The organism is Streptomyces tatrensis (assembly GCF_049310065.1).
Lineage (GTDB): Bacteria > Actinomycetota > Actinomycetes > Streptomycetales > Streptomycetaceae > Streptomyces.
The window spans coordinates 155,738-175,395 of record NZ_JBMDLB010000011.1; the positions used below are offsets into that span (position 1 = coordinate 155,738).

Genomic DNA, 19,658 nt, shown 5'->3' on the forward strand with positions numbered 1-19,658 from the left:
AGTTTCCGAACGAAGCTACCAGTCGGTAGGAGTCCTGTTCCCAGAGTCGTTGAACTGTTCCCTCGGCATCCACGGCGCGAGCTTCGCCGCGTCCTCGCGCGACGAGGCTGGGACACTCAGCCCAGCTGTCGTCCCGCGTCGCCCGCCGGGTGAATGAGTGCCGCGCGGAGCTCGCGGGTCAGGGAGTCGGCCCGGGCGGCCAGGTCCGGGTCCATGAACGTCACCATGCCGGAGCTGCCCTTGTCACCCCACAGGCACACGGCACGCAGGCCACCGTCGGAGGTGGTGAGGCCCACGCACTCCAGCCAGCCCCCGGCCGGTCCGGACGCCGGTTTCCAGGATCGGTTCACCGTCGCGCCGACACGGTCGGCGCCGGCGCGCACGGAGTCCGCGAAGGAGCTCAGGGTGTCCGCCGACATGTCGTGCAAGTCGCCCGTCAGCACGCGGACGCCGATGAGGCCGTCGTTGGTCTCGAGGTCGCCGTACGCGTGGGTGAAGGACTCGTAGCCCTCCGGATCCGTGGCGGAGGCCGCCTCCAACTCCTGGTTGAGCGGGGAGTTCCACAGGAGCCGCATGCCATGGAACGTGTCCGGGGCAGTGACGCCGTAGCGCGGATACACGGTGCTCAGCATGTACGACCACATCCCGGCCCCCACCAGGCAGCTCAGCACCACCGCCACCCCCACCAGGGCGAGGTCCAGCTCGCGGCGCGAGTACGGCGGCACGGGCGCCAGTTCCGGCAGCGCCGGATCCAGCGGGACCGGATGCGCGGCAGCGGAATGCCCACCCCGGCGCCGGGCGCGGCGCAGCACCCCGGCCAGCCAGAAGGGCAGCGCTCCGTAGGCCACGAGCCCGGCCCACCAGAGCCATTGCGGAAGCTCCAGAAAGGCCACGGCGATGAGAACCGCGCTGAGCAGGACGGCGCGCACGAGTCCCGTCTCGGAGGGTTTGCGGACGAGCGGCAGTAGCACCACCCGTCCGGGCCGGTCCAGCACATCGAGGGCCTCGGCGAGCATCGCACGGCGCGCGTCGTCCGGCCGCCGCGCGGCATCCGCCCGCGCCTGCTCGGCCGCGGCGTGCACACCGTGGCCCGTCGCCAGTGCCTGGCGCAGGTCGAACAGCTGAGTACGGGCGACGCGCGGCCGCCGCGCCACTCTCTCGCCGGCGGCCGTCAGCCACGGCGCGCTCCGCACCCGTGCCACGCGCAGGGCCTCGGGCGAGCCGGGGGCCAGCTCGGCCACCCGTGCCGCGAGGGCGGGGCCCCGGGTGTTGCGGGCCGGGCGGTCCTGGAAGTCGCTGTGCAGGCAGAGCTCTGCGTATCCGGCGAGCAGCCCCAGGTGGTCGGGGAACACCTCGAGGGCGTCCCGGTAAACCTGTTCGGCGCGGTCGTCCTCCTCGTCGTCGTCCTCGGCCACGTGCGCGAGCGCGAGGAGCAGCGACAGCTCGGCGTCCGGCCCGTACGCCTCCAGTCCCCTACGGGCGGCCTGCCGGGCCGCGTCCAACCGCCGCGCGGTGAACAGCGCTCGGCTCGTTGCGCGGGCGCCCTCGACGCCTTCATCCGTCGGGGTGTCCTGCGCGGCGCCGCCGGACGCAGAGATGTTCGCTTCTGCGACTTTCTGCCCGGTTCCGTCGGCTATCGCAGTGGCGTGCGACGCCGCGTCACCGGCCGGACGCGTGACGCCATTGTCCTCATTGGCCGGGTTGGACTGGTTGTTTTCATTCGTGCCATGCATGGCTATTGCGCCCCACCCCTGGTTGTGCAGCCGGGCCCCTTCCCGGCCGCGCAACTATCGCCTGCAAATCGGAGTCCGTCAATCCATCGGGTCGGCCCGGGGTAACCCGCCGTTTCACCCATTGCCCGGCCCGCAAGGGCGAACGCGACGGCGTTCGCCTGGGGTGTACTGCTCCTACTCGGCCCTGAAACGAGCAGGAGCCGACCTAGCGGGGCTCGGCATCGCCGTCGGCCTCAACGCGACCTACGGGTAGGGGTAGTGGGCTGCTCCCCAGCCGGCCGCTGCGATCGCGGTGGCGAGGAGAGAGCCGGCCACCACCCGCCGACGCCCATGCCGCATGCGCGGGTGACGCGTTGGAAGCCTGTGCGACAGGGCCACACGCGCCCTCCCCTCGGCCACTGACTCACCGCCCGGACCGCGTGCCGGTGCCGCTCCGCAGATCCGGCGCGGTCGGGGGTTGGTGGGGCAGGCTTCGAGGGGCTGGGGCCTGACCACGCGCCCCGGCCCGGTCTGCCGTCTGTTACTCAGGGGCGTACGGTCCCGTTGTTGCACGGGCGGTCTGGAGGTCGGCAAGCCTGTGCACGAAGCGAATCGCGAGGAGGGCGGCCACCAGCGACAGCACGCCTTGTACTGCGGCGGCGGTGGCGGTTGCGGAGAGGCCCGCCGCGTCGGTGGCGCTCTCGTACACGGCGCCGTACACGCGGTCGGCGAGCAGGGACAGGAGCCACATCAGCCACCACCAGGTGATGAACGCGGTCGAGGTGGGCTGGTCGGAGCCGTTGGGGGCGAGCTGGCGGCTCGCTTCCCAGGTCTCCCTCGCGATGCGGACCGGGATGACCAGGTTGCCGAAGGGGATGAACCAGCCACCGATGGCCCAGCCGCTGGACCGGGTCGCCGTGTCGGGCCTGAAGGCCTTGGCGGTCGTGTGTGCCCGGTAGAACCAGGTGATGAAGACGGTGCCCGTGGCCAGCAGAAGCGGTATCTGGATGGCAGCGGCCAGGGCCATCAGCATGTCCGGCAGCGTAGAGCTGTCCGCGCTTCCTGCCTCGGGGTACCGGCCACTGGCCAGTTCCGAGCGGACGTAGAGGCCGGTGCCGGTCAGGAGCAGAGCGTAGACGCCGGAGATCGAGAGCAGTACGACCGTGGCGATGGCAAGGCCGCGGGGCGGGCGGGGCATCGCGGGCGGCGAGGTCCAGCCTGTCAACGGCTGGAAGGGGACCGGCTGGTGGGCACGGTCGGGGTCAGGGTTCGATGCGGTCGGTGAACCGGGCGTGCTGAAGGACATGAAGTGATACCCCCGTGGGAACGTGAACGTGTGACTGGCAAAAGGATTGGGCCGGGAAGACGGGCGGCGCCCCGCGGCGGTGCTTAGCCACCACGGTGACGCCGCCCCGGGGCGCACTCACGGGCATGCCGGAGTACCGGATCCGGCTTCGTCTCGCTCGCTGATGGCTGCTCGCCGGGGGCCCTGCCTGTTTGGCGCGTCCACTCAAGCGCCGCCGATGCAGTCGAGGAACGCCTCGGCCCTGCCGGTGCGGGCGCAATCCGGGCCGAAGGCGGCCAGACAGGCGTCGTACGCGGCCACGGCCCAGTCTGAAGAGGGCCGTGGCCGCTACTAACTCGACGCTGCCGAGTTCCGCGGCAGTGCCCCTGAGGCAAGTTGCACCGCAGCACGTCGGACCTGCGAAGCCTTTCCCGAGGTCTGCCCAGTGTCACAGGACTTCGGTGTACTCCTGCGGGTCGTAGTTGAGGTCCGGGGCTAGGGCTTTGCGGCTGCGGAAGGGTGCTGTGGCGTCTCCCGTGCCCTGGTAGAACCAGCCCTTGCCCGTCTTGTCGCGTGCGTAGAGGTCGGGGGTCCCGTCCCTGTTGGCGTCGCCCCAGGCCACCAGGTCCTTAAACCGGTCCCAGCCCGACCCGATACGCGCGCGCGTGCCGAACGTGCCGTCGCCGCGTCCGCGGTACAGCCACAGCACCCCGGCCTTGTCACGTGCGAGGAGGTCGCCCGCCGCGCCGCCGGCGAGGTTCCCCGCCGAGACCAGGGCGTCGTACTGGCTCCAGCCCGAGCCGATCCGCTTCCGGGTCGCGTACGGGGCGTCGGTCGTGCCGGTGCCCTTGTACAGCCAGAGCACGCCGTCCTTGTCGCGGGCGAGGAGGTCCGCCTTGCCGTCGCCGGTCAGGTCGCCGCCCGCGGTCAGTTCGTCGTACGTGTTCCAGCCGCCCCCGACCTTGCTCCGGGCGGCGAACTTCCCGTCGCCCTTCCCGGTATACAGCCACAGGACGCCCTCCCCGTCACGGGCCAGGAGGTCGGCGTGCCGGGAGCCGCCGGCATTCCCCGCGGCCACGAGCGCGGTGTACTTCCCCCAGAAGCTGCCGAGGTCCGTCGCGTAACCCGACGAACCGGATATCACGCCATTGTCGTAGAGGGTGTTCTGGCTGATGAGGTGCCCGTCCCGGGTGCGGGCGAGGAGGTCGGGCGTGCCATCGTCTGTCAGGTCGTGCGGTGCCGCGTCCCGGGAGACGGTGAACCGGCCGTTCACGACGAGGGTGCGGCCGATGCCGTCGCGCGGCCTGGCGATGATCTGCCATTCGTACTCCCCGTTGGGAGCTGGCATGTGCATGCCGTTCAGCAGTCCGTCCCAGTGGAGTTCGAAGAAGCCGCTTTCGGTGTTCTCCGGCCGGAGGATGTCCGCGTCGTAGTAGTGGCCGCGCTTGCCGGTCCTCACGTTGTGCAGGATGAACTCCGTGCGGACGTTGTCGCGTGACAGCTTCCAGTTCAGGCTGACCGACGGCGCGCGGGAGAGGTCGATGGCGGTGGGTATCTCCTCGCGTACGAGGGTCACCTCAGTGGGCGGCTTCATCGTGGCGACGATCTCGGCGCGCGGGAGCCCGTCGGAGCCCAGAGTGATGCGGTAGAGCCCATCACCGTGGGCGACCGTACCGCCCTTCACCAGCAGGGCCCCGCCCGGAGCCAGGCCCGGGGTGTAGGAGTTGACAAAGTCCAGCACCTTGCGCGGCGCGCCCCCACCCAGGGGATGGGCGTACAGGGCGTGATCGTCAGAATCATCGCCCCGTTGCGGGGCGGCGAGCCACCAGCCGCCCAGCAGGCCGAGCAACGGGCGGTCGCCCATCTGCCCGACCTTGGTCACAGACACGCTCGAGGAACCACGCTTCGCCATGCGGACGACGGTGCCGTCCACATCGTTGGCGGTACCGATCCAGGCGACGTGCGTACCCGAGAGGGCCACATCACCCCAGGAGCGCCACACCCGGTAGGTGTTCACAATGCGCGCGGAAGCGACATCGACGACCGCGTGGTGAATGACCGGGTCCTCCTTGTCACCGGTCTCGTACTCGTAGACGAAGGCACCATCGCCATACGCGACAACCCTGTCACTCAGGATGCCGCGAGGCAGGCCACTGATAGCCCGGTCCGTCATCCCCTTCCGGGGGTCGCTGAGCAGGTGGAGCAGCGGGGTCGACCCGGGGCGGAACCCGAGGGCGATGAGGGTGGTGCCGACAGCGCCTTGGTAGTTGTAGCCCATCCCGAACACGTCCACCTCACTGGTGGTCCCTGTGTCCATGTGGTGCAGCCGCACCGGCCGGCTCGACCTGACCACCGTGTCGGACATGGCTCCAACCTCCACGTCGCCGGTCGCAAAGAGATCAATCCGCGTGGCCGAGCCGTCGGAGTAACGCGTCCAGGTCGCCTCCCAACCGCTCCCCCGAGTGAGGAAACCCCCCGGACCCCCACCCAACACCCGGGCGTCCCTGGAAATCCTCGGCAGTCCCGCCAGGGCCTCAGCCTCCGCCGACGGCCCCGGCGCGGCGGCCGCGGGGAGAACCACCGGGCCCCCGGCCGCCGCAAGAGCGGTGAGGACGGCGAGAGAGACAAGTCGCCGGGACGTGCGGCGGTACGGCATGTGGGCCCCCGAGTTGAAACAGTCTGACCGGACGCGGGGATTCACCCTGCTCACGCCCATGCGCACTTGATCGCAGAAGCGGACCGTACCACCCAGCCCGCCAGTGCTTGCGTGGTGGTCCCGCCCACGGTCAGCGCAGGCCTGTTGTGCCTCCCGTAGCGCCTACCAGGCAATCTCCCTGGCCCTGCCCGGCGCCGACGCCACCTGCATCGTGCTCGCTCTCCCCTCCGAGGAGCACCGCCTCCTCACCCGCGCCGCCGCCACCCTCGGCCACGCCTCCACCGGCCGCCTCTCATCACAGCCCAAGCCACGAAAACTCCCACCACGAGCGGACCCTGGGCCCACGGAGGAACCCCCAATACCGCCCTAAACTGGTGCGGGAAACTTCAGTCCACCGCCGGCTCGCAGGGCCTGGATGGTGTGCTCGTGAAACTCGGCGAGGTCGTCCGGCGGGAGGGGACGGGCTACCGGTGAGCGTGTGCCACTCCTCCGCTTCCGTGTGCTGGATGCGGGCGTTGACAGTGGCGTCCGGGCCGGTGTGGTGGTCGGGGGACGTGTCGCCGGTGACCATGTCTGCCTCGTCCTCGCCCTCACCCATGCGACCCCGACTCTGAAATAGCGGTCGTTGCCTGCCCGCTGGTCATTGCTGGCAGGCGCGCCGCCAAGAGTCCTTCCCCGGCAGCCTGCGGCGTTCCGTGTTCAGGGGCAAACCACCCGATGACCTCCCCCAGGCGGGACCGGAACACGTGCATAGGCCGAGGCCCCGAGGTTACTCGGCGAGCTGCTCGCACGTCTTGGCGTATTTCGTGTTCAGTCACAGTCGAACGCGGGGGCAAGCCGGAAGGCATCTCGTTGACGGTGCCCGACGCCGGGGAAGCTCACCAGAAGGAGATCCCTGCGGAAACGCAGCCGGATCGGCCTTGGACACGTTGCCCAAGTCGACCCAGCTCGCGGCCGAGCGGCTGATGCGCCGGGCCCGCGGGTACGGCTGGGAGGCGACGGCGTGATCCGGCTGAAGGGGCAGTCGCTTCGTCAGGCCGGTCACCGGCCGGGCGCCTCGGCGAGGATCCGGTCTGCAGCCAAGTGCGGACATCCGCGGACGTGCCAGGTCACCGAGAGCACACCGCCGGCAGCGAACAGCGTCCTCGCCTCGCCGTCCCGGTCCGTGGCCTTGCAGTGCGGGCAGACAACAACCCGCGGACGACCAGCCTCGCGCACGGCCCTCACCCCTATCCCGACGGCGCAACCAGTCCGCCAGCTCAGGCCAGAACTATCAAACCTGCAAGCATTCCGCCCGCTTACTGACGGGTATGCGCCGAAATTTGCCCAGACCCCCTTTCAGTGGTTCGACGCTGCGGCGCCCCGTCGGACAACAACGTGCCCGGGCAGTCGGCCGAACGCAGCCTGGACAGACGGCCGGGCCCAGGGTGGGCGCCGCCCGCGCGGGTGGGTTGTCCGCCGAGGGCCTTTCGGGGCGGGCGTCGGGCCCGCTAGCCCCCCGTACGGTTGATCATGACGGCCGCTCGGACCTCGCCATCGTCGCCACCATCCGCTCCAGGCGGGCCAGCCGGGTCTTCTCGGTGCGGGCGGTGACCAGGCTGAGATACAGGGCGAACTGGTCGGACTTGCCGAGCGTCTCGTAGAACGCCCGCGCCGTCGGGTTCGCGTCGAGCGCCTCGACGAGATCCGGCGGTGCGGTGGCGTTCTTCTGCGAGGCGTATGCCCTCGCCCAGCGACCGTCCGCCCGCGCCGCCTCGACCTCGGCGAGGCCGCGGGGGCGCATCCGTCCCTCGGCAATCAGGGCCTCGGCCTTGTCGACGTTCACCTGCGACCAGGGCGAGCGGGGGCGGCGGGGTGTCGTGCGCTGCAAGAAATACGTGTCGTCGAAGCCGCGCCGCAAACCGTCGATCCAGCCGAAGCAGAGCACCGTGTCAACCATCTCTTCCCAGGTGAGCGACGGGATGCCGGTGTGCTTCTTGGCGATCTTCACCCAGAGTGCGGTCCGCTCCCCGTGATGCTCGTCGAGCCATGCCTCCAGCTCGGCCGGGCTCGCGGGGACAAGAATCTCGACACCGTCCTCGTATTTCTGCATGAACCGCAGGCTAGAGGCCAGATAGGACAGATTCTGACCTACTTTAGACCCGCAGCCCCCCGACTCCGCCGAATTTCACGGCCTCAGCCGGAGGGGGATCTGGCCTCCCAGCGGAACCGGCTCATGTCCGCAGAGGTTCCCCGTTCGCGAGCGACGGCGAACCTCCGGTGAGCCGAACGTAGAGGTTCTCGTCTACGCGAACGTTCATCACGGCCCCGAAGAAGGCAGATTCGACGATGGGGGCGCCACGCAGGCGAGCACCCCGAACTGGGATCCGGGGTGCTCGCAAGTTTCCGAGGCCGCCTTCGCCTTCGCCTTCGCCTACGCGATCGGCCGACCACGTCGGGCTGACGCCTACTTCGGGACGGGCTCGGACTGTCCGTGGGTCCCGCCCGACATCACGACTCAAAGGGCCGTCTCGACAGAGCCGAGTCGGCAGTTCAGGTCGACGGTCCCGCCCCGGAAGCAACGGCCCATCCCGCCTGCGGCACCGGCCCTCCCGTGGGTCCTGGTGTCTAGCCGACGATGCCTTCCCCGCCGAACGAGACGCCGCCCTCGAGGACTGAGCGGGAGTTGATCAGGGTGCTGCCTGCAGGGGTGGGTCCGTGGGCGCCGCCCGGCAGGGAACATACGGAGTGCTCGCCCATCGCGCTGATGGACAGTTCGGGCCGGCCGTCCTTGTTGACGGCGGCCGCCGAGACTGTGGTGCCGAAATAGTCGTGGTCCTCAGAGTTCCGGCGATGCCCGGCGTCCCTGGGTCCGCCAGCTCCCCCGGCAGCCCGTCGTCGGTGGCTTCGTCGATCGCCTTAGCCCCGCAGCAGCTCCGCGTGCCCTAGGGCCAGCGCCAGGTCGGTCTCGTTCGGCCGGTTCTTGTTGATGCCACCGAGAAGCTTGAACGGCGTCCACGTGTCGTAGGCGCGGCAGTCGAAGCTGTCCTCCACCGTGTAGCCGCGCTCCGTCAGGAGGTTGAGGAGGGGGCGGGTGAAGGGGGCGACCTTGAGTTCCGGCAGACCACTGGTCGCGAAGATCGTCGCCCGGCCGGTACCCGTGGGGGCCGGGAGGGATCTGACGAAATCGAGCAGGGTGGGGTGGAACTTCGAGTAGAAGATCCCCGACCCGAAGGCGGCGAGGTCGGCGGCGGCCACCTCGGCGGGATCGGCCTGTTCGGGGGTCACGACCTTCGCACCCAGGACTTCGGCCATCACCTCGGCGATCTTGCGGGTGTTGCCGTGCGACACCGACGCACACACGATCACGGTCTTCATCCGGGTTCTCCTCTTCTCGTACACGGTTCTGCAGCTAAGACAGCGCAGGGGCGCGTTCTGTGACACCCCGCCAGGATCAGGCCGCTGCGATTCGCGCTACCGATCACGAAGACGTTGGAAGTCGGGGGCCACAGAACAGCGAAGCCCCGGAACCCATCAGCAGCCCACCCGATCCGGCTCTCCCGGACGCGGTCCGGTGTGGCTGCTCCCGCCGGCCCAAAGGGTGTCCCCCGTACGGGGGCGAACGATCGTTTCCGCTGTTCCGGCCGCCGCGCATCGCGCGCGATGATCGCGGCGGCCGCCCTCAGCGGGAACCCGTAAACGCCGTCTCTCGGAGGCATCCGCACGTGACCCTCGTCATCGTCGTCGCCGTACTCGCCCTGCTCGCAGGCCTCGCCGCCAACCGCTACCTACGGCCCCGGCTCCTGAATGAGGACGACGACACGGGCATGGCCGTCAAAGACCTCGTCGGTCCGCTGCTGACGCTGACCGTTCTGCTCCTGGCCTTCGTCCTGGTCACCGCCAACGGCTCCTACGGCAAGGCCGAGGTCGCCTCGCGCGGCGAGGCCCGGGCCCTGGACCAGCTCGTGGAGACCGCCGAGTACGCTCCCGAGGCCCAGCGCGCACGTATCCAGGCCGACGCCGTCTGCTACGCCCGCGCCGTCCGCACCCAGGAATGGCCGGCCATGAACAACGGCACAGGTTCGGCCGCGCCGAGCACGTGGTCGACGGATTTCCGCCAGACCTTCCGCGCCCTGGAGGGCAAGCCCGTCTTCGGCATGCTGATCGCCGCCGACAACAAGCGCTCCGACGAACGCGAAGAGCGCCTCACCCAGGCCACTGCCAGCATTCCCGCCGCGATCCTGTGGTTCCTGCTCGCCACCTTGGCCATCACCGTGGTGGCCCTCGGTATCTGTCTGCCCCGCCGCAACAACCGCGGTCAACTCATCACGCTCATCGTGATCACCGCGCTGCTGACCACGGCCTTGTGCATCATCCGGGACGTCGACCGTCCCTTCGGCGGCATCATCAACGTCGAGCCGACAGCGATCACCGAGGCCGAACGCCAGGCGACCCGCGACTTCACCACCAACCACCCAGCCTCCGAACTGCCCTGCGACGAGCAGGGCAACCGCAAGGCCGTCTGAGCCCACCTCTGCCCGCTGAGGGCCCGGTCCCACTGCCGATCTCGCCGCCTCACACTTGGCGGCCCGGCGTTTCTGGCGTCACCGGCGCCTGCCTACCCGCACTCCTCCGCGGCCTGGCTGGGCCCGGTCGGCCGCCCTGCCGGCCGTCCGGGGAGGGCGGCTGGCCCTCTGCCCTTATGGGGCTCCGATGTAGCGGCTGGCCGTCACCGTGATCGAGGTCGGCAGGCCTGTTGTTCTGTCGCACCGAACCTTGGGTGTTCTCGCTGAAGGCTCAGCAGTAGTACCCATTCAGGTGGCGACCGCTACCCGGGTCGCTTCCGTCGGTACGTTACGTGCGCCTGCGCCTGCGCGGGGGCGGTGGTGGTCGCGGTGCGCCGCGCCAGCCATGGCCAGGGGTCGGGCGCTGGCCGCAGCGAGCCCGGTGGCGGCTGCTTCGGGGCTGCTGAGCTTCGTCGTAGACCAAGACGATCAGGACATGCAGGTCCAGGACGCCGGGACCCACGCGGTCGTGAGCACGGCCGGCTCGAGGGGGCTGTGGCCGGTGCGGCGGTTGAGGGCTGCGAGGGTGTGGAGGTCGGCGACGACGGGATAGTCGAAGGCCAGCGGCCGGGGACCCACCTGGTCCGGTGGGGCGGGGAAGGAGCCCTTCCCGTCCTGGCGGGAGAGCAGGTAGCCGATCGCGGTAGCGGTGGCGTGAGGGGGGCCGTGGCGGGCGATCACGGGCAGAGCCTGGGCGGTGGACAGGGCGTCACTGTCGCAGTCCGGGGTACGGCCCCACCCTCCGTCCGGCTGCTGGGTGGCCAGGAGCCGCGCCGTCGCACGGGCGATCGCCGCCCCGATACGCGGCTCGTCGGTGCCGGGGTCCGTGCGGGCGGCGTCGAGAGCGTCGACCGCGCGCAGGATGACGCTGGATTCGCTGAGGGTCCAGCTCGGATTCCAGGTCCCGTCGGGGTGTTGGGCGTCGAGGAGGAAGCGGGTCGCGGCGGTCACGAGGTCGGTGTGGGCCGGGCCTCGGGGGGCCAGGGCGAGGATCGCGCCGGCGGTCATGTCGGGGTCGGGGGCATCGCCCTGGAGCCAGGTGGGAAAGCCGCCGTCGGGACCCACTTTGGTGGTGAGGTAGGCCGCGCCCCGGTCCAGATGGTGCCGGTAACGCTGCGGGTCGAGAGCCTGGAGGAATTCCATGCAGCGGGCGGCGGTGTCGACGTCGCTCTGACGGATGCCGCTCGCGAAGGGCCAGCCACCATCCGGGGTCTGCCAGTCGGCGACGAACCGGCCCATGCGGGCCGCATAGCGGCGCAGGGCCGGCCGTTCGAGGAAGGCGAGGCCCGCGACCGCGGCCAGCCACACATCCTGGCTGTCGAGGAACGGCACCCCGCCATCGAGGTCACGGGTCAGGAGGAGGCCCGTGATGGCCTGGTCGATCAGGGGGTGGCTGGGGCGGTAGGTCTGCAGGGCGTGCAAACCGAGGAGGTGGGTGGCGGCGCTGGACTCCCACGCCAGACGGCCGTCCGCCTCCCCCAGGACCTCCGCGGGGTGGAAGCGTTCACGGGTGGACAGCGTGTACGGGGCACCGGTGGCCTGCGCGAACAGGGCACGGACAGCCAGCAGGTTGACCATGGTGAACGTGGACAGTGTCCCGGCGCCGGGCGTGGGAGTGTCCGCACTGCTCAGGCGCAGACCGCCCAGGACGTGGAGGACGGCGTACAGCATGCTCCGCTTGAACCGGCCCCGGCCGCCCACCGAGCCGATAGCAGCCGTCTCGCCGGTCAGGGGCGCGGCGGCGTCGGGCGGCAGGGCGTCGGGGCGCAGGCAGGCATCGATCAGGAGGGCGTCGAGCGGGTCCGCATCGTGCCGTCGCTCTTCGAGGTAGGCGGTCAGCTGCTGCTGTTCCGGGTGGTGGGTGTTGCGGGTGCGGAGCAGGGCCAGGAGGAGCGCGGATTCCAGGACGCGGCCCGCGCAGTGCTCCGTGACCGCTCCACCCGCCGCCACCGCCATGGACAGCCTGCGCTCCAGTCGGACAGCCGCCTCCTCCGCCGGGTCGGGGGGGAGTGGGCTGGTCGGGGTTTGGGCGGGCAGGGGTGCGCGGTAGCGCTGGCTCTCGTGCTGCCAGGTCACCGCCCCGTAGAAAAAGGTGCGGAGCAGCTCGACCCGGCCGTCCGTGTCCTCGGCGTGCGGGTGGTCTACCGCGAGCTGGGTGACGGTCGTGTCGAAGGCGTCGAGCCGGTCCTCGATCATCAACCGGGCGACCGCCGCCGCCTCACCACGGTCACAGCCCCGCTCCCGGGCCAGGACATCGACCAGGCCCACCTGGCCCGCCTGTTCGGCGGCGGCGTCCGCCAGGTCGTTCGTCCACGCGATGACGTCCGCGCAGATGTCACGCAGGGCGTCCGCCTGCGGATATGCGGGCAGGAAGCGTTCCACGACCAGGAGCAGCGGTTCGACCGTGATCGTGCGGCGCCTCAGCCGCACGTACTGGTCCAGGTTGGGGGCGAAGCCGCTGTCACGCCAGCGGGCCTCCTCGCAGGTCGCCTCCGCGAACGCGGCATAGGCGGCGGCGAAACGCTCACGCCACTGCGGCGTGGTTCCCTCGGCCGTGCGACGCCGCAAATCCCGCAACGCGGCGACAGCCGGCGTCCCGGGCACCGTCCCCGAGACGTCGTCGGAGACCACCGCGACGAGGGGTTCGAGGGTGGCCTGCGTCTGCGCGGGCGAAGCCGGTTCCGGGCCCTGGTCGAAACCGTCGTCCACCAACGCGATGAACGCACCCCAACACCCCAACAGCGTCAGCTCTGGCGCCGTGGCCGTCGGGGCCACGAACCCCGCCATCCTTCCCTGGCCCCAACGTGCCAGTCGGCGCGCCTCGCCTCACCGGACACCAAGCCCCAACGGGCCGCCCACAGGGCGATCCCGCTCCCGGCCTCATGCCACTGCACACTGCACGTTCCCCGACACCCGGGACCGTCGACCATCCGCATCTGCTTTGAACCCTCTTCACCTGTCCGTGCCAGCAGGCCCACCGCCCGCCACCGCACCCGGACATCCCACCCAGCGAGTCTCCCGGGCCCCGACCAGGCACCACCAGCCCCGTCGGCGCAGGCCCTCCGAATGAGTGACCGGACCTTGCGGATTAATCGCCGTCAGGTGGCTGTCGTGCTGCCCGGGAGCATGCCTTCATGGCCACGAACCCCGTACTCACCAGCGCGCAGCCGTGGACGCGGTGCGCCATACCCTCGAAGCACCCGCAAGATCGCTCGTACCGGAACGGGGACCGCGGACGCAGGTGATCATGGCGACACGTTGATGGCGGTCTCCGCGGCCAGCAACAGGAACAAGAGCAAGAGCGACAAGGCGGGCTAGCCCTTCTGGGCGTCGGCTGGCCAGATCGATGCCCGACGGGTGGACAAGGACGCGAAGCTCCTGGCGGACTGGTGATCTTGGTCGTGAACCCGTCTACCGAGAGATTTCGTCAGGCCCGCCGCGGGGGCTGCCGGTCGAACCACCCGTCAGGTTGGAAACAGCTCACTGCGTCTATGTCTTCTCGCCATGAGCAGCAGATAGTGGGGACGACCGTACAACCACTGTCCGACCTCGCGAGTCTGATCCGAGGGTACACACGTGTGTGCGTACCGATCGGCTCATCAGGGGGTTGTTCCTTGGCATCCGTACGCACCACCAGGCACCGTCTCGACGCCTGCGCCGCGACCGTTCTCGCCGTGACGGCCGCCGTCGGCGTCCTGGCCTCGCCCGGGGCAACGGCCGCTCCCGCGTCGGCGAACGCCATGGTGGTATCGGCCGCGACGCTCTCTACCGCTGGGGCGGACCTTCCGCTCGACGCCGAGATCGTCAGCACCGGCGACTACGGCTATCTCACGACCCGCAAGGACGGCTCCGGCGGCACGATCTTGGAGTGGCATACGTACTCCGACGGCTCGGTGCAACCGGTCGGCGGTGGCACCGTGGGCCACGACAGCAATTCCGACGTCGTCGTGACCGGCGACGGCGGCAGCGCATTCACCCTGCGGGACATGGCGCCCGGCGCCGCCTGGTCGGCGTCCTTCGACCTCGTCACCGAGTTCGGGACCGGGGCGAAGCTCGTCGGCGTGGTCGGTCGGAAACTCTTCGTGAGCGTCCCGACCAACGCGGATTACCACGAGCTGTGGCAGCTCACCCAGGTCGACGGCAGCACGAGGAAGACGAAGCTCTCGGACTACCCGTACAGCCAGAACTTCAAGGTCGTCGCCTCCACGGCCAGCCACGCGCTCATCTTGAGCAGCAACCGGCTCTTCCCCTCGTCCTCGACCTTCTACACCGAGTTCTGGAGCGAGCTCCTGGGCTTCACCGGCCCTTCCGGCGCCAAGCAGCTCACCGGTGCGTGGGGACCGGCGTCCACGGGCGCCTACACCTCCGACTACCGGGCGTGGAGCGAGTATGCAGGCGGGGTCACGAAGCTCGTGGTGAGCGGGCGGAGCATCATGACCCGGCAGTACGCCATGGACAGCTCCATGAGCGGCGCCGCCATCGCCGGCATCGCCGGGAACACGCTGCTCTACGGCGTTGCGGGGAAGGCCACCGACGAGACGTTGCGCCCGCTGTACGCCCGGAGCGTCACCACGGCCGACGCCGCGCCGTACAAGCTGCTGGAGCACTACTCGAGCGTGGCCCACGCACCGGACGGCAGCCTGCTGGTCCGCGGCGCAACGGCCGACACCGACGGGCTGTTTCGGATCTTCGACGAGACGGACGGCATTCCGCGCGTCACGCTCGTCGCGGACACCGGACGGGTCCCGGACGTGAAGATCACCGGCTCCAAGGTGCCCACCGCGGTGAGCCTGGAGAAGCCGGGCACCGCCGTGCCGATGGCATGGACCCTGTCGCACGCCAAGGCGACCGCGGAGCTCACGCTCACGCACACGGCCACCGGCCGCAAACTCACCAAGACCCTCGACCGGCCGGCCGCCGGCAGCACCTTCGGCTTCGCCTGGGACGGCGTCCTCGGAGGTATCAGCGCCCCGAACGGTGACTACACCTGGCAGTTCACCGCCACCTCGGCAGGCGGCGCCAGTGCGGCCACCGCCTCGGGCAGCTTCCGGGTCACCCGCAAGGCCAACCCGCACGACTTCAACGACAACGGCTCCAGCGACGTCCTCGCCCGGGACGCCGCGGGCGTGCTCTGGCGCGACGACCTCTTCGACTGGCCCTCAGCCACCGGGCAGGTCACCCCGGCCAAGCGGACGAAGGCGGCCACCGGCTGGCAGATCTACAACCAGATCGAGGCCGTGGGCAACATCGCGGGCAGCGCGGCGGGCGACGTCATCGCCCGCGACGGCTCCGGCGTGCTGTGGATGTACACGGGCAAGGGTGACGGCACCTTCGCCCCGCGCGTGAAAATCGGCACCAGCTGGCAGATCTACAACAAGATCACCGGTGGTGGCGACCTGACGGGCGACGGGCGAGCCGACCTCGTCGCCACCGACACCGCGGGCGTCCTGTGGCTCTACAAGGGCACCGGCAGCGCCACCGCCCCCTACGCAGCCCGCACCAAGATCGGCGGCGGATGGCAGATCTACAACCAGATCACCGCGCTCGGCAACATCGCCGGGTCCGCCGCCGGGGACCTCGTCGCCCGCGACACCGCCGGAGTCCTGTGGCTCTACCAGGGCAACGGCGCGGGCGGCTTCGCCACGCGCGTGAAGATCGGCGGGGGCTGGAACGCCTTCCCGCAGCTGGTGGGCGCCGGGGACGTCACCGGCGACGGCCGCCCCGACCTGATCGCCTACGGCTCGGCCGGCACTTACGTCTACCGCTCGACGGGGATCACCACCGCACCGTTCAGCCGTCAGAGCACGCCGCTGTACGCGGGCGAGGGCACCAAGTTCAACAGCATCGCCTGACGATCCCGAACCCTGAGCCCTTAGCCCTGAGCCCTGGGATCCGTCCGGCCTGACGGACCCCAGGGCTCGGGATCGTGACCTGAACTCCAGGTTTCACAAGGTGAGACAGTCGACGAGGGCGGCGCAGAGGCGAGGGTCCGTGAAGGACTTTGTCCAGCCGGAAAAGGATCCGTTCGAGGCGATCGCCACGCGGGTGGTGGACCCTTCCTTTGCGGCCCCTTCCTTCGCGGCCGCTTCCGCCAGGGCCCCGGAGCGGGGCCGGGTGATCGTGCTGCGCGGGCCGGGTCACCCGTCAGTAGCGGGGGGTGGAGTCCCAGCTCTGGCCGCCGTTGTAGGTGTAGATGGCGTTGGAGGTGATGTCCTTGTCGTTGACCATCCGGGTGTACACGTTGACGCTGCCCGAGGAGGTCACGGACGCCGTGTAGCGATTGCCCCGGTCGTTGTTGACCTCGATGGTGCCGGCGCCGCTGCTCCACTGCAGGCGCGCCCACGCGGCGCGGCAGGAGGGGCTGTAGCGCAGTTGGATGTTGCCGGCGCCGTTGCCGACCTCGACGGTCCGCGCGTCGTTGTTGCAGGTGGTCTTGCTGGGGTCCAGCCCGTTGCAGCTGGTGGCGTAGCAGCTGGTCGCGGCCGATGCGGGTGCCGCGGCGGCGATGCCGCCCGCCAGGAGGGTCGTCGCGGCCAGGAGTGTGCCGACGATGTGCTTCACGGGGTTTGCCTCTCGGATCGGGTCTTCTGGTCTGTGGGATCGGGCGTGCTGGGTGACGGCCGCTTGGGGCGCTAGCAGCGGTTGAGCGATTCGTCGGGCGTCGCGTTGAGGTTGTCCATGGAGGTCCAGCCCTTGACGTTGGTGCCTGCGACACGCCCGTAGACCCACTGGTTGCCGTAGACGTTGTAGACGTAGCACCAGATGTAGAACCCGTCGTACTCCGACATCTGCGCCACGTTGCCGCACTCGGCGGCGGCGGCGGTCTTCAGGTTCACGGACTTGGTGAAGAAGCCGCTGGCGCTGGAGTTGTTGGTCACAGACCGCTGGCCGCAGGGCCCGGCGGCCTGTGCGGAGACGGCTCCGCCGGTGAGGCTGAGACCGGCGAACAGGACGGTGGCGGCGGCGAGGGTGGCGCCGCGTCGCACGGTCTTCGTCCTGGCCGTACCGGCGGCGGGCATGCGTGAGCTCGACATGTGGGGTCCCTCGGGGTGGGTGCGTGATGCGGGGCTTGTCCGCGGGGCCACCGGGGCTCAGGCAGTACGGGTGCCGGCCGGGGGTGGGGCGTGCGAAGTCTGCGGGGGGGGCGTCCGCTCGACCGCAGTCAGTCAGTCGGTCAGTCAGTCAGTCCCAGATGAGGCCGAAGAAGCCGAAGAACATGGCGGTTCACTTCCTCTCACGTCCGGTGGGCGGGGCTTCGTTTGCGGTGCTTTGCCCCGGTGTTCTCCGGGTGCAACAGAAGCATCGCCGCAGTCCGCCGCTCCCCGGAAGATGTTCGGGGTGAGCGCAAGTGGTACTGAACGCTTCCTGTCACGGACGCGGGTTCCGCGCAGGAACGTTGAGGACCTGGACCTCACCGATGGCAAGGCTGGTGGCCGACTGGCGGGGTGTCGTGATCGTGCCGCTCTCGCCCGTGTCGGCCCAGTCGACGTCCCCTGCGCCGACACGGCTACATCAAGCCCCCGGGGCCTGCTCGACGCCGCCGCCTGCGCGCGGCGGGCGATGGTGAGCACGGCGGGGAACTTGCCGTCCCTCGGTGAAGACGGGCGCCCCGGTCGGGTGGTCGGCGCGGAGGCGGTGGTGACGCTCGCGCACGGCACGTGGGCCGAGGAGGCGGAGCGCTTCGCGCAGCCGATCGAGCTCCGGCGGGCGCAGGACAGCAGGACTTGGCCGACTCCGCGGCCGTGCCCGCCCGGAGGCTGGGTTGGGGCGCCGCGCTCGTTTCGGCCGGCGAGGCGGTCATCGGCCTCGTCCTCGGGTCCTTCGACTGGGTTCCCGACTGCGGGATCAACCTCGGCGACACCCAGCTGATCCTGGACGGGTCGGCATCGTACGAGGCGTCGTACTTCACGGTCGACCTCACCGTGTGGAAGACCCCGTGGAAGCCGGGTTCGGTCCGCGGTCATGACTTTGAGGGTGAGAGCTGTTCTTGGGCGGTCCTCGGTGACCGGCTCGTACGACGGGGCGAGCGGACCGGAAGGGACCTGACCCGCGGGTCTGGTCAGGTCGATGCCGTGGTCAGGGTTTGGTGGCGACGCACAAGCCGTGGGCGGAGAACAACATGGCCATGGCGGGGCCGTCTTGGGTGTCGTCCTGCATGGTGTTGAAGATCAGCACGCGGCCTCCGGACGGCAGCGCCTGGTGTGCCTTCGCCAGCAGCTGCTCGTTGATCCGGGGCGGGAAGATGGGCAGTACGTGCGCGAACAGGATCGTGTCCGCGCCTTCGGGTAGCGGTTCGGCGGGGAAGTCGACCGCGTGGAGCCGAATCCGGTCGGACGGATGCGCTTTGGCGATGTTCTTCTCGGCGATGCGCAGGACTGATGGCAGGTCGACGATGGTGACGTTGAGGTGGTCGTGTGCTCGTGACAGGGCCAAAGCGTTCGAGCCGTCGCCGCCGCCGATGTCCAGGACGTGCTTGCTTGCGGTGAGCACGTCGCATCGGATCAGGCCGTCGAAGGCCGCCTTGGAAAAGGTCTGAAGCCCGTCGTGGAAGGTCTGCTCGATCCCTGGATGGTCCGCCAGGCGGGAGTACAGGGTCCCTCCGGAGCCTGGGAGGTGACGCAGGCCGACGTTGGTGGACTGCTGGAGCGATGCGAGGAGATCACCGGCGGCCGGGTACACGAGGTGTCGGTGCCTGCCCAGGAGTGCCGTGCGTTCTGCCGGGCTGCCGGTTACCAGGGCCCGTTCGACGGCCGCGCGTTGTCCAGGTGGCCGTCGTCGTCGGTGACCATGCCCAGGGTCCGTAGACCGCCGAGAAGGACGGAGAAGGGGTAGTCGGCGAGTCCCGTGGCCGCGGCGACCTCCTGCTCGCTTGCCCCTGGGTGGGTGGACAGGTAGTCGAAGAGCCCGAGCTCGTGGGCCGAGCCGAGTATCTGGAAGGCGATGTGGCCGTGGATGAGGACGTCGAGGTCTTCGTCGGAGAGTTCACGCCGGCGCATCGGTGTGCTCGCTACCCCGTGGCGTCCCGGCGATCAGGTACGTGGCGGGCACGGTCAGTAGCGGACGAACCCGCCGAAATACCGGGGGCAGCCCACGACGAGGAACTCCTCCGCGAGCGCGGAGTTGCTCTAGCTGTCACCGTCCTTCTCCAGCAGTCCCAACGACGCGCAGGTGACAAGGAGCATGTCTGCCGGGCGCTCGTGCATACCCAGCTCAGCCATCGCCTCCTCCAGAGTGCAGGCACCTCCGTTGGCCAGACGGGTGAACAACCCGCACTCGATCGCAACAGCAAGTGCTTTGAACCTCCAGAACCCGACGGTCAGGTCCATCAGCGGCACCGGGCAAGCGCACAATTCCCTCGGCCCCATGCCGTACGCCGTACGCCGTACGCCGTACGCCGTAGCGGACAACGACGCCCGGACGCCTGCGTCATCGGCCGCCACGCCCCGCGAGCTTGAACCCCG

At 69.9% G+C, this 19,658-nt stretch carries 13 protein-coding genes and 1 pseudogene; 2 read left to right on the top strand and 12 right to left on the bottom strand.

The window, feature by feature from the left end; translation table 11 throughout:
• Positions 1–116 precede the first annotated feature (116 nt).
• From ACODT5_RS16445 to ACODT5_RS16465, 5 genes are all read right to left on the bottom strand, one after another.
• Positions 117–1,733, bottom strand: coding sequence for a hypothetical protein (locus tag ACODT5_RS16445; protein ID WP_422520034.1), 1,617 nt, complete (start codon positions 1,731–1,733; stop codon positions 117–119).
• Positions 1,734–2,253: 520 nt separating this feature from the next.
• Positions 2,254–3,018: a DUF4328 domain-containing protein gene (locus ACODT5_RS16450; protein WP_422520035.1), complete on the bottom strand. Its 765-nt coding sequence runs from the start codon at positions 3,016–3,018 to the stop codon at positions 2,254–2,256.
• A 427-nt stretch (positions 3,019–3,445) separates the two neighbouring features.
• Positions 3,446–5,362 (bottom strand): FG-GAP repeat domain-containing protein, encoded by a 1,917-nt coding sequence (locus tag ACODT5_RS16455; protein ID WP_422520036.1) that lies wholly within the window; start codon positions 5,360–5,362, stop codon positions 3,446–3,448.
• Between the two features lie 1,801 nt (positions 5,363–7,163).
• Positions 7,164–7,745 (bottom strand): YdeI/OmpD-associated family protein, encoded by a 582-nt coding sequence (locus ACODT5_RS16460; protein WP_422520037.1) that lies wholly within the window; start codon positions 7,743–7,745, stop codon positions 7,164–7,166.
• An 806-nt stretch (positions 7,746–8,551) separates the two neighbouring features.
• On the bottom strand, positions 8,552–9,010 hold the full coding sequence (locus ACODT5_RS16465; RefSeq protein ID WP_422520038.1) for a flavodoxin domain-containing protein: 459 nt from the start codon (positions 9,008–9,010) through the stop codon (positions 8,552–8,554).
• A 347-nt stretch (positions 9,011–9,357) separates the two neighbouring features.
• Between ACODT5_RS16465 and ACODT5_RS16470 the strand changes: the two genes are divergently transcribed.
• Positions 9,358–10,158, top strand: a complete 801-nt coding sequence (locus tag ACODT5_RS16470; RefSeq protein WP_422520039.1) for a bestrophin-like domain — start codon at positions 9,358–9,360, stop codon at positions 10,156–10,158.
• A 468-nt stretch (positions 10,159–10,626) separates the two neighbouring features.
• Here the strand turns inward: ACODT5_RS16470 and ACODT5_RS16475 are convergent, their stop codons facing one another.
• Positions 10,627–12,972, bottom strand: coding sequence for a terpene synthase family protein (locus ACODT5_RS16475; protein WP_422520040.1), 2,346 nt, complete (start codon positions 12,970–12,972; stop codon positions 10,627–10,629).
• Between the two features lie 839 nt (positions 12,973–13,811).
• On the opposite strand from ACODT5_RS16475, the gene ACODT5_RS16480 reads away from it, so the two are divergent.
• Positions 13,812–16,049 carry an FG-GAP repeat domain-containing protein gene (locus ACODT5_RS16480; protein WP_422520041.1) on the top strand — a complete coding sequence of 746 codons (2,238 nt, stop codon included), beginning with the start codon at positions 13,812–13,814 and terminating at the stop codon, positions 16,047–16,049.
• A gap of 99 nt (positions 16,050–16,148) precedes the next feature.
• Here the strand turns inward: ACODT5_RS16480 and ACODT5_RS16485 are convergent.
• The 6 genes and pseudogenes from ACODT5_RS16485 to ACODT5_RS16510 form a co-directional block, all read right to left on the bottom strand.
• Positions 16,149–16,238, bottom strand: a pseudogene (locus tag ACODT5_RS16485) (IS21-like element helper ATPase IstB); the annotation flags it as partial.
• A gap of 103 nt (positions 16,239–16,341) precedes the next feature.
• A complete protein-coding gene (locus ACODT5_RS16490) occupies positions 16,342–16,758 on the bottom strand; it encodes a DUF2690 domain-containing protein (protein WP_422520042.1) in 417 nt (138 codons plus the stop codon).
• Positions 16,759–16,829: 71 nt separating this feature from the next.
• The gene (locus ACODT5_RS16495; RefSeq protein WP_422520043.1) at positions 16,830–17,231 is read right to left on the bottom strand and encodes a hypothetical protein; all 402 of its coding nucleotides are present in this window, start codon (positions 17,229–17,231) and stop codon (positions 16,830–16,832) included.
• Between the two features lie 1,042 nt (positions 17,232–18,273).
• Positions 18,274–18,876, bottom strand: coding sequence for a methyltransferase (locus ACODT5_RS16500; RefSeq protein WP_422520044.1), 603 nt, complete (start codon positions 18,874–18,876; stop codon positions 18,274–18,276).
• Between the two features lie 50 nt (positions 18,877–18,926).
• A complete protein-coding gene (locus ACODT5_RS16505; RefSeq protein ID WP_422520045.1) occupies positions 18,927–19,193 on the bottom strand; it encodes a methyltransferase family protein in 267 nt (88 codons plus the stop codon).
• 129 nt (positions 19,194–19,322) lie between these two features.
• Positions 19,323–19,523, bottom strand: a complete 201-nt coding sequence (locus tag ACODT5_RS16510) for a methyltransferase family protein (protein ID WP_422520046.1) — start codon at positions 19,521–19,523, stop codon at positions 19,323–19,325.
• Positions 19,524–19,658 lie beyond the last annotated feature (135 nt).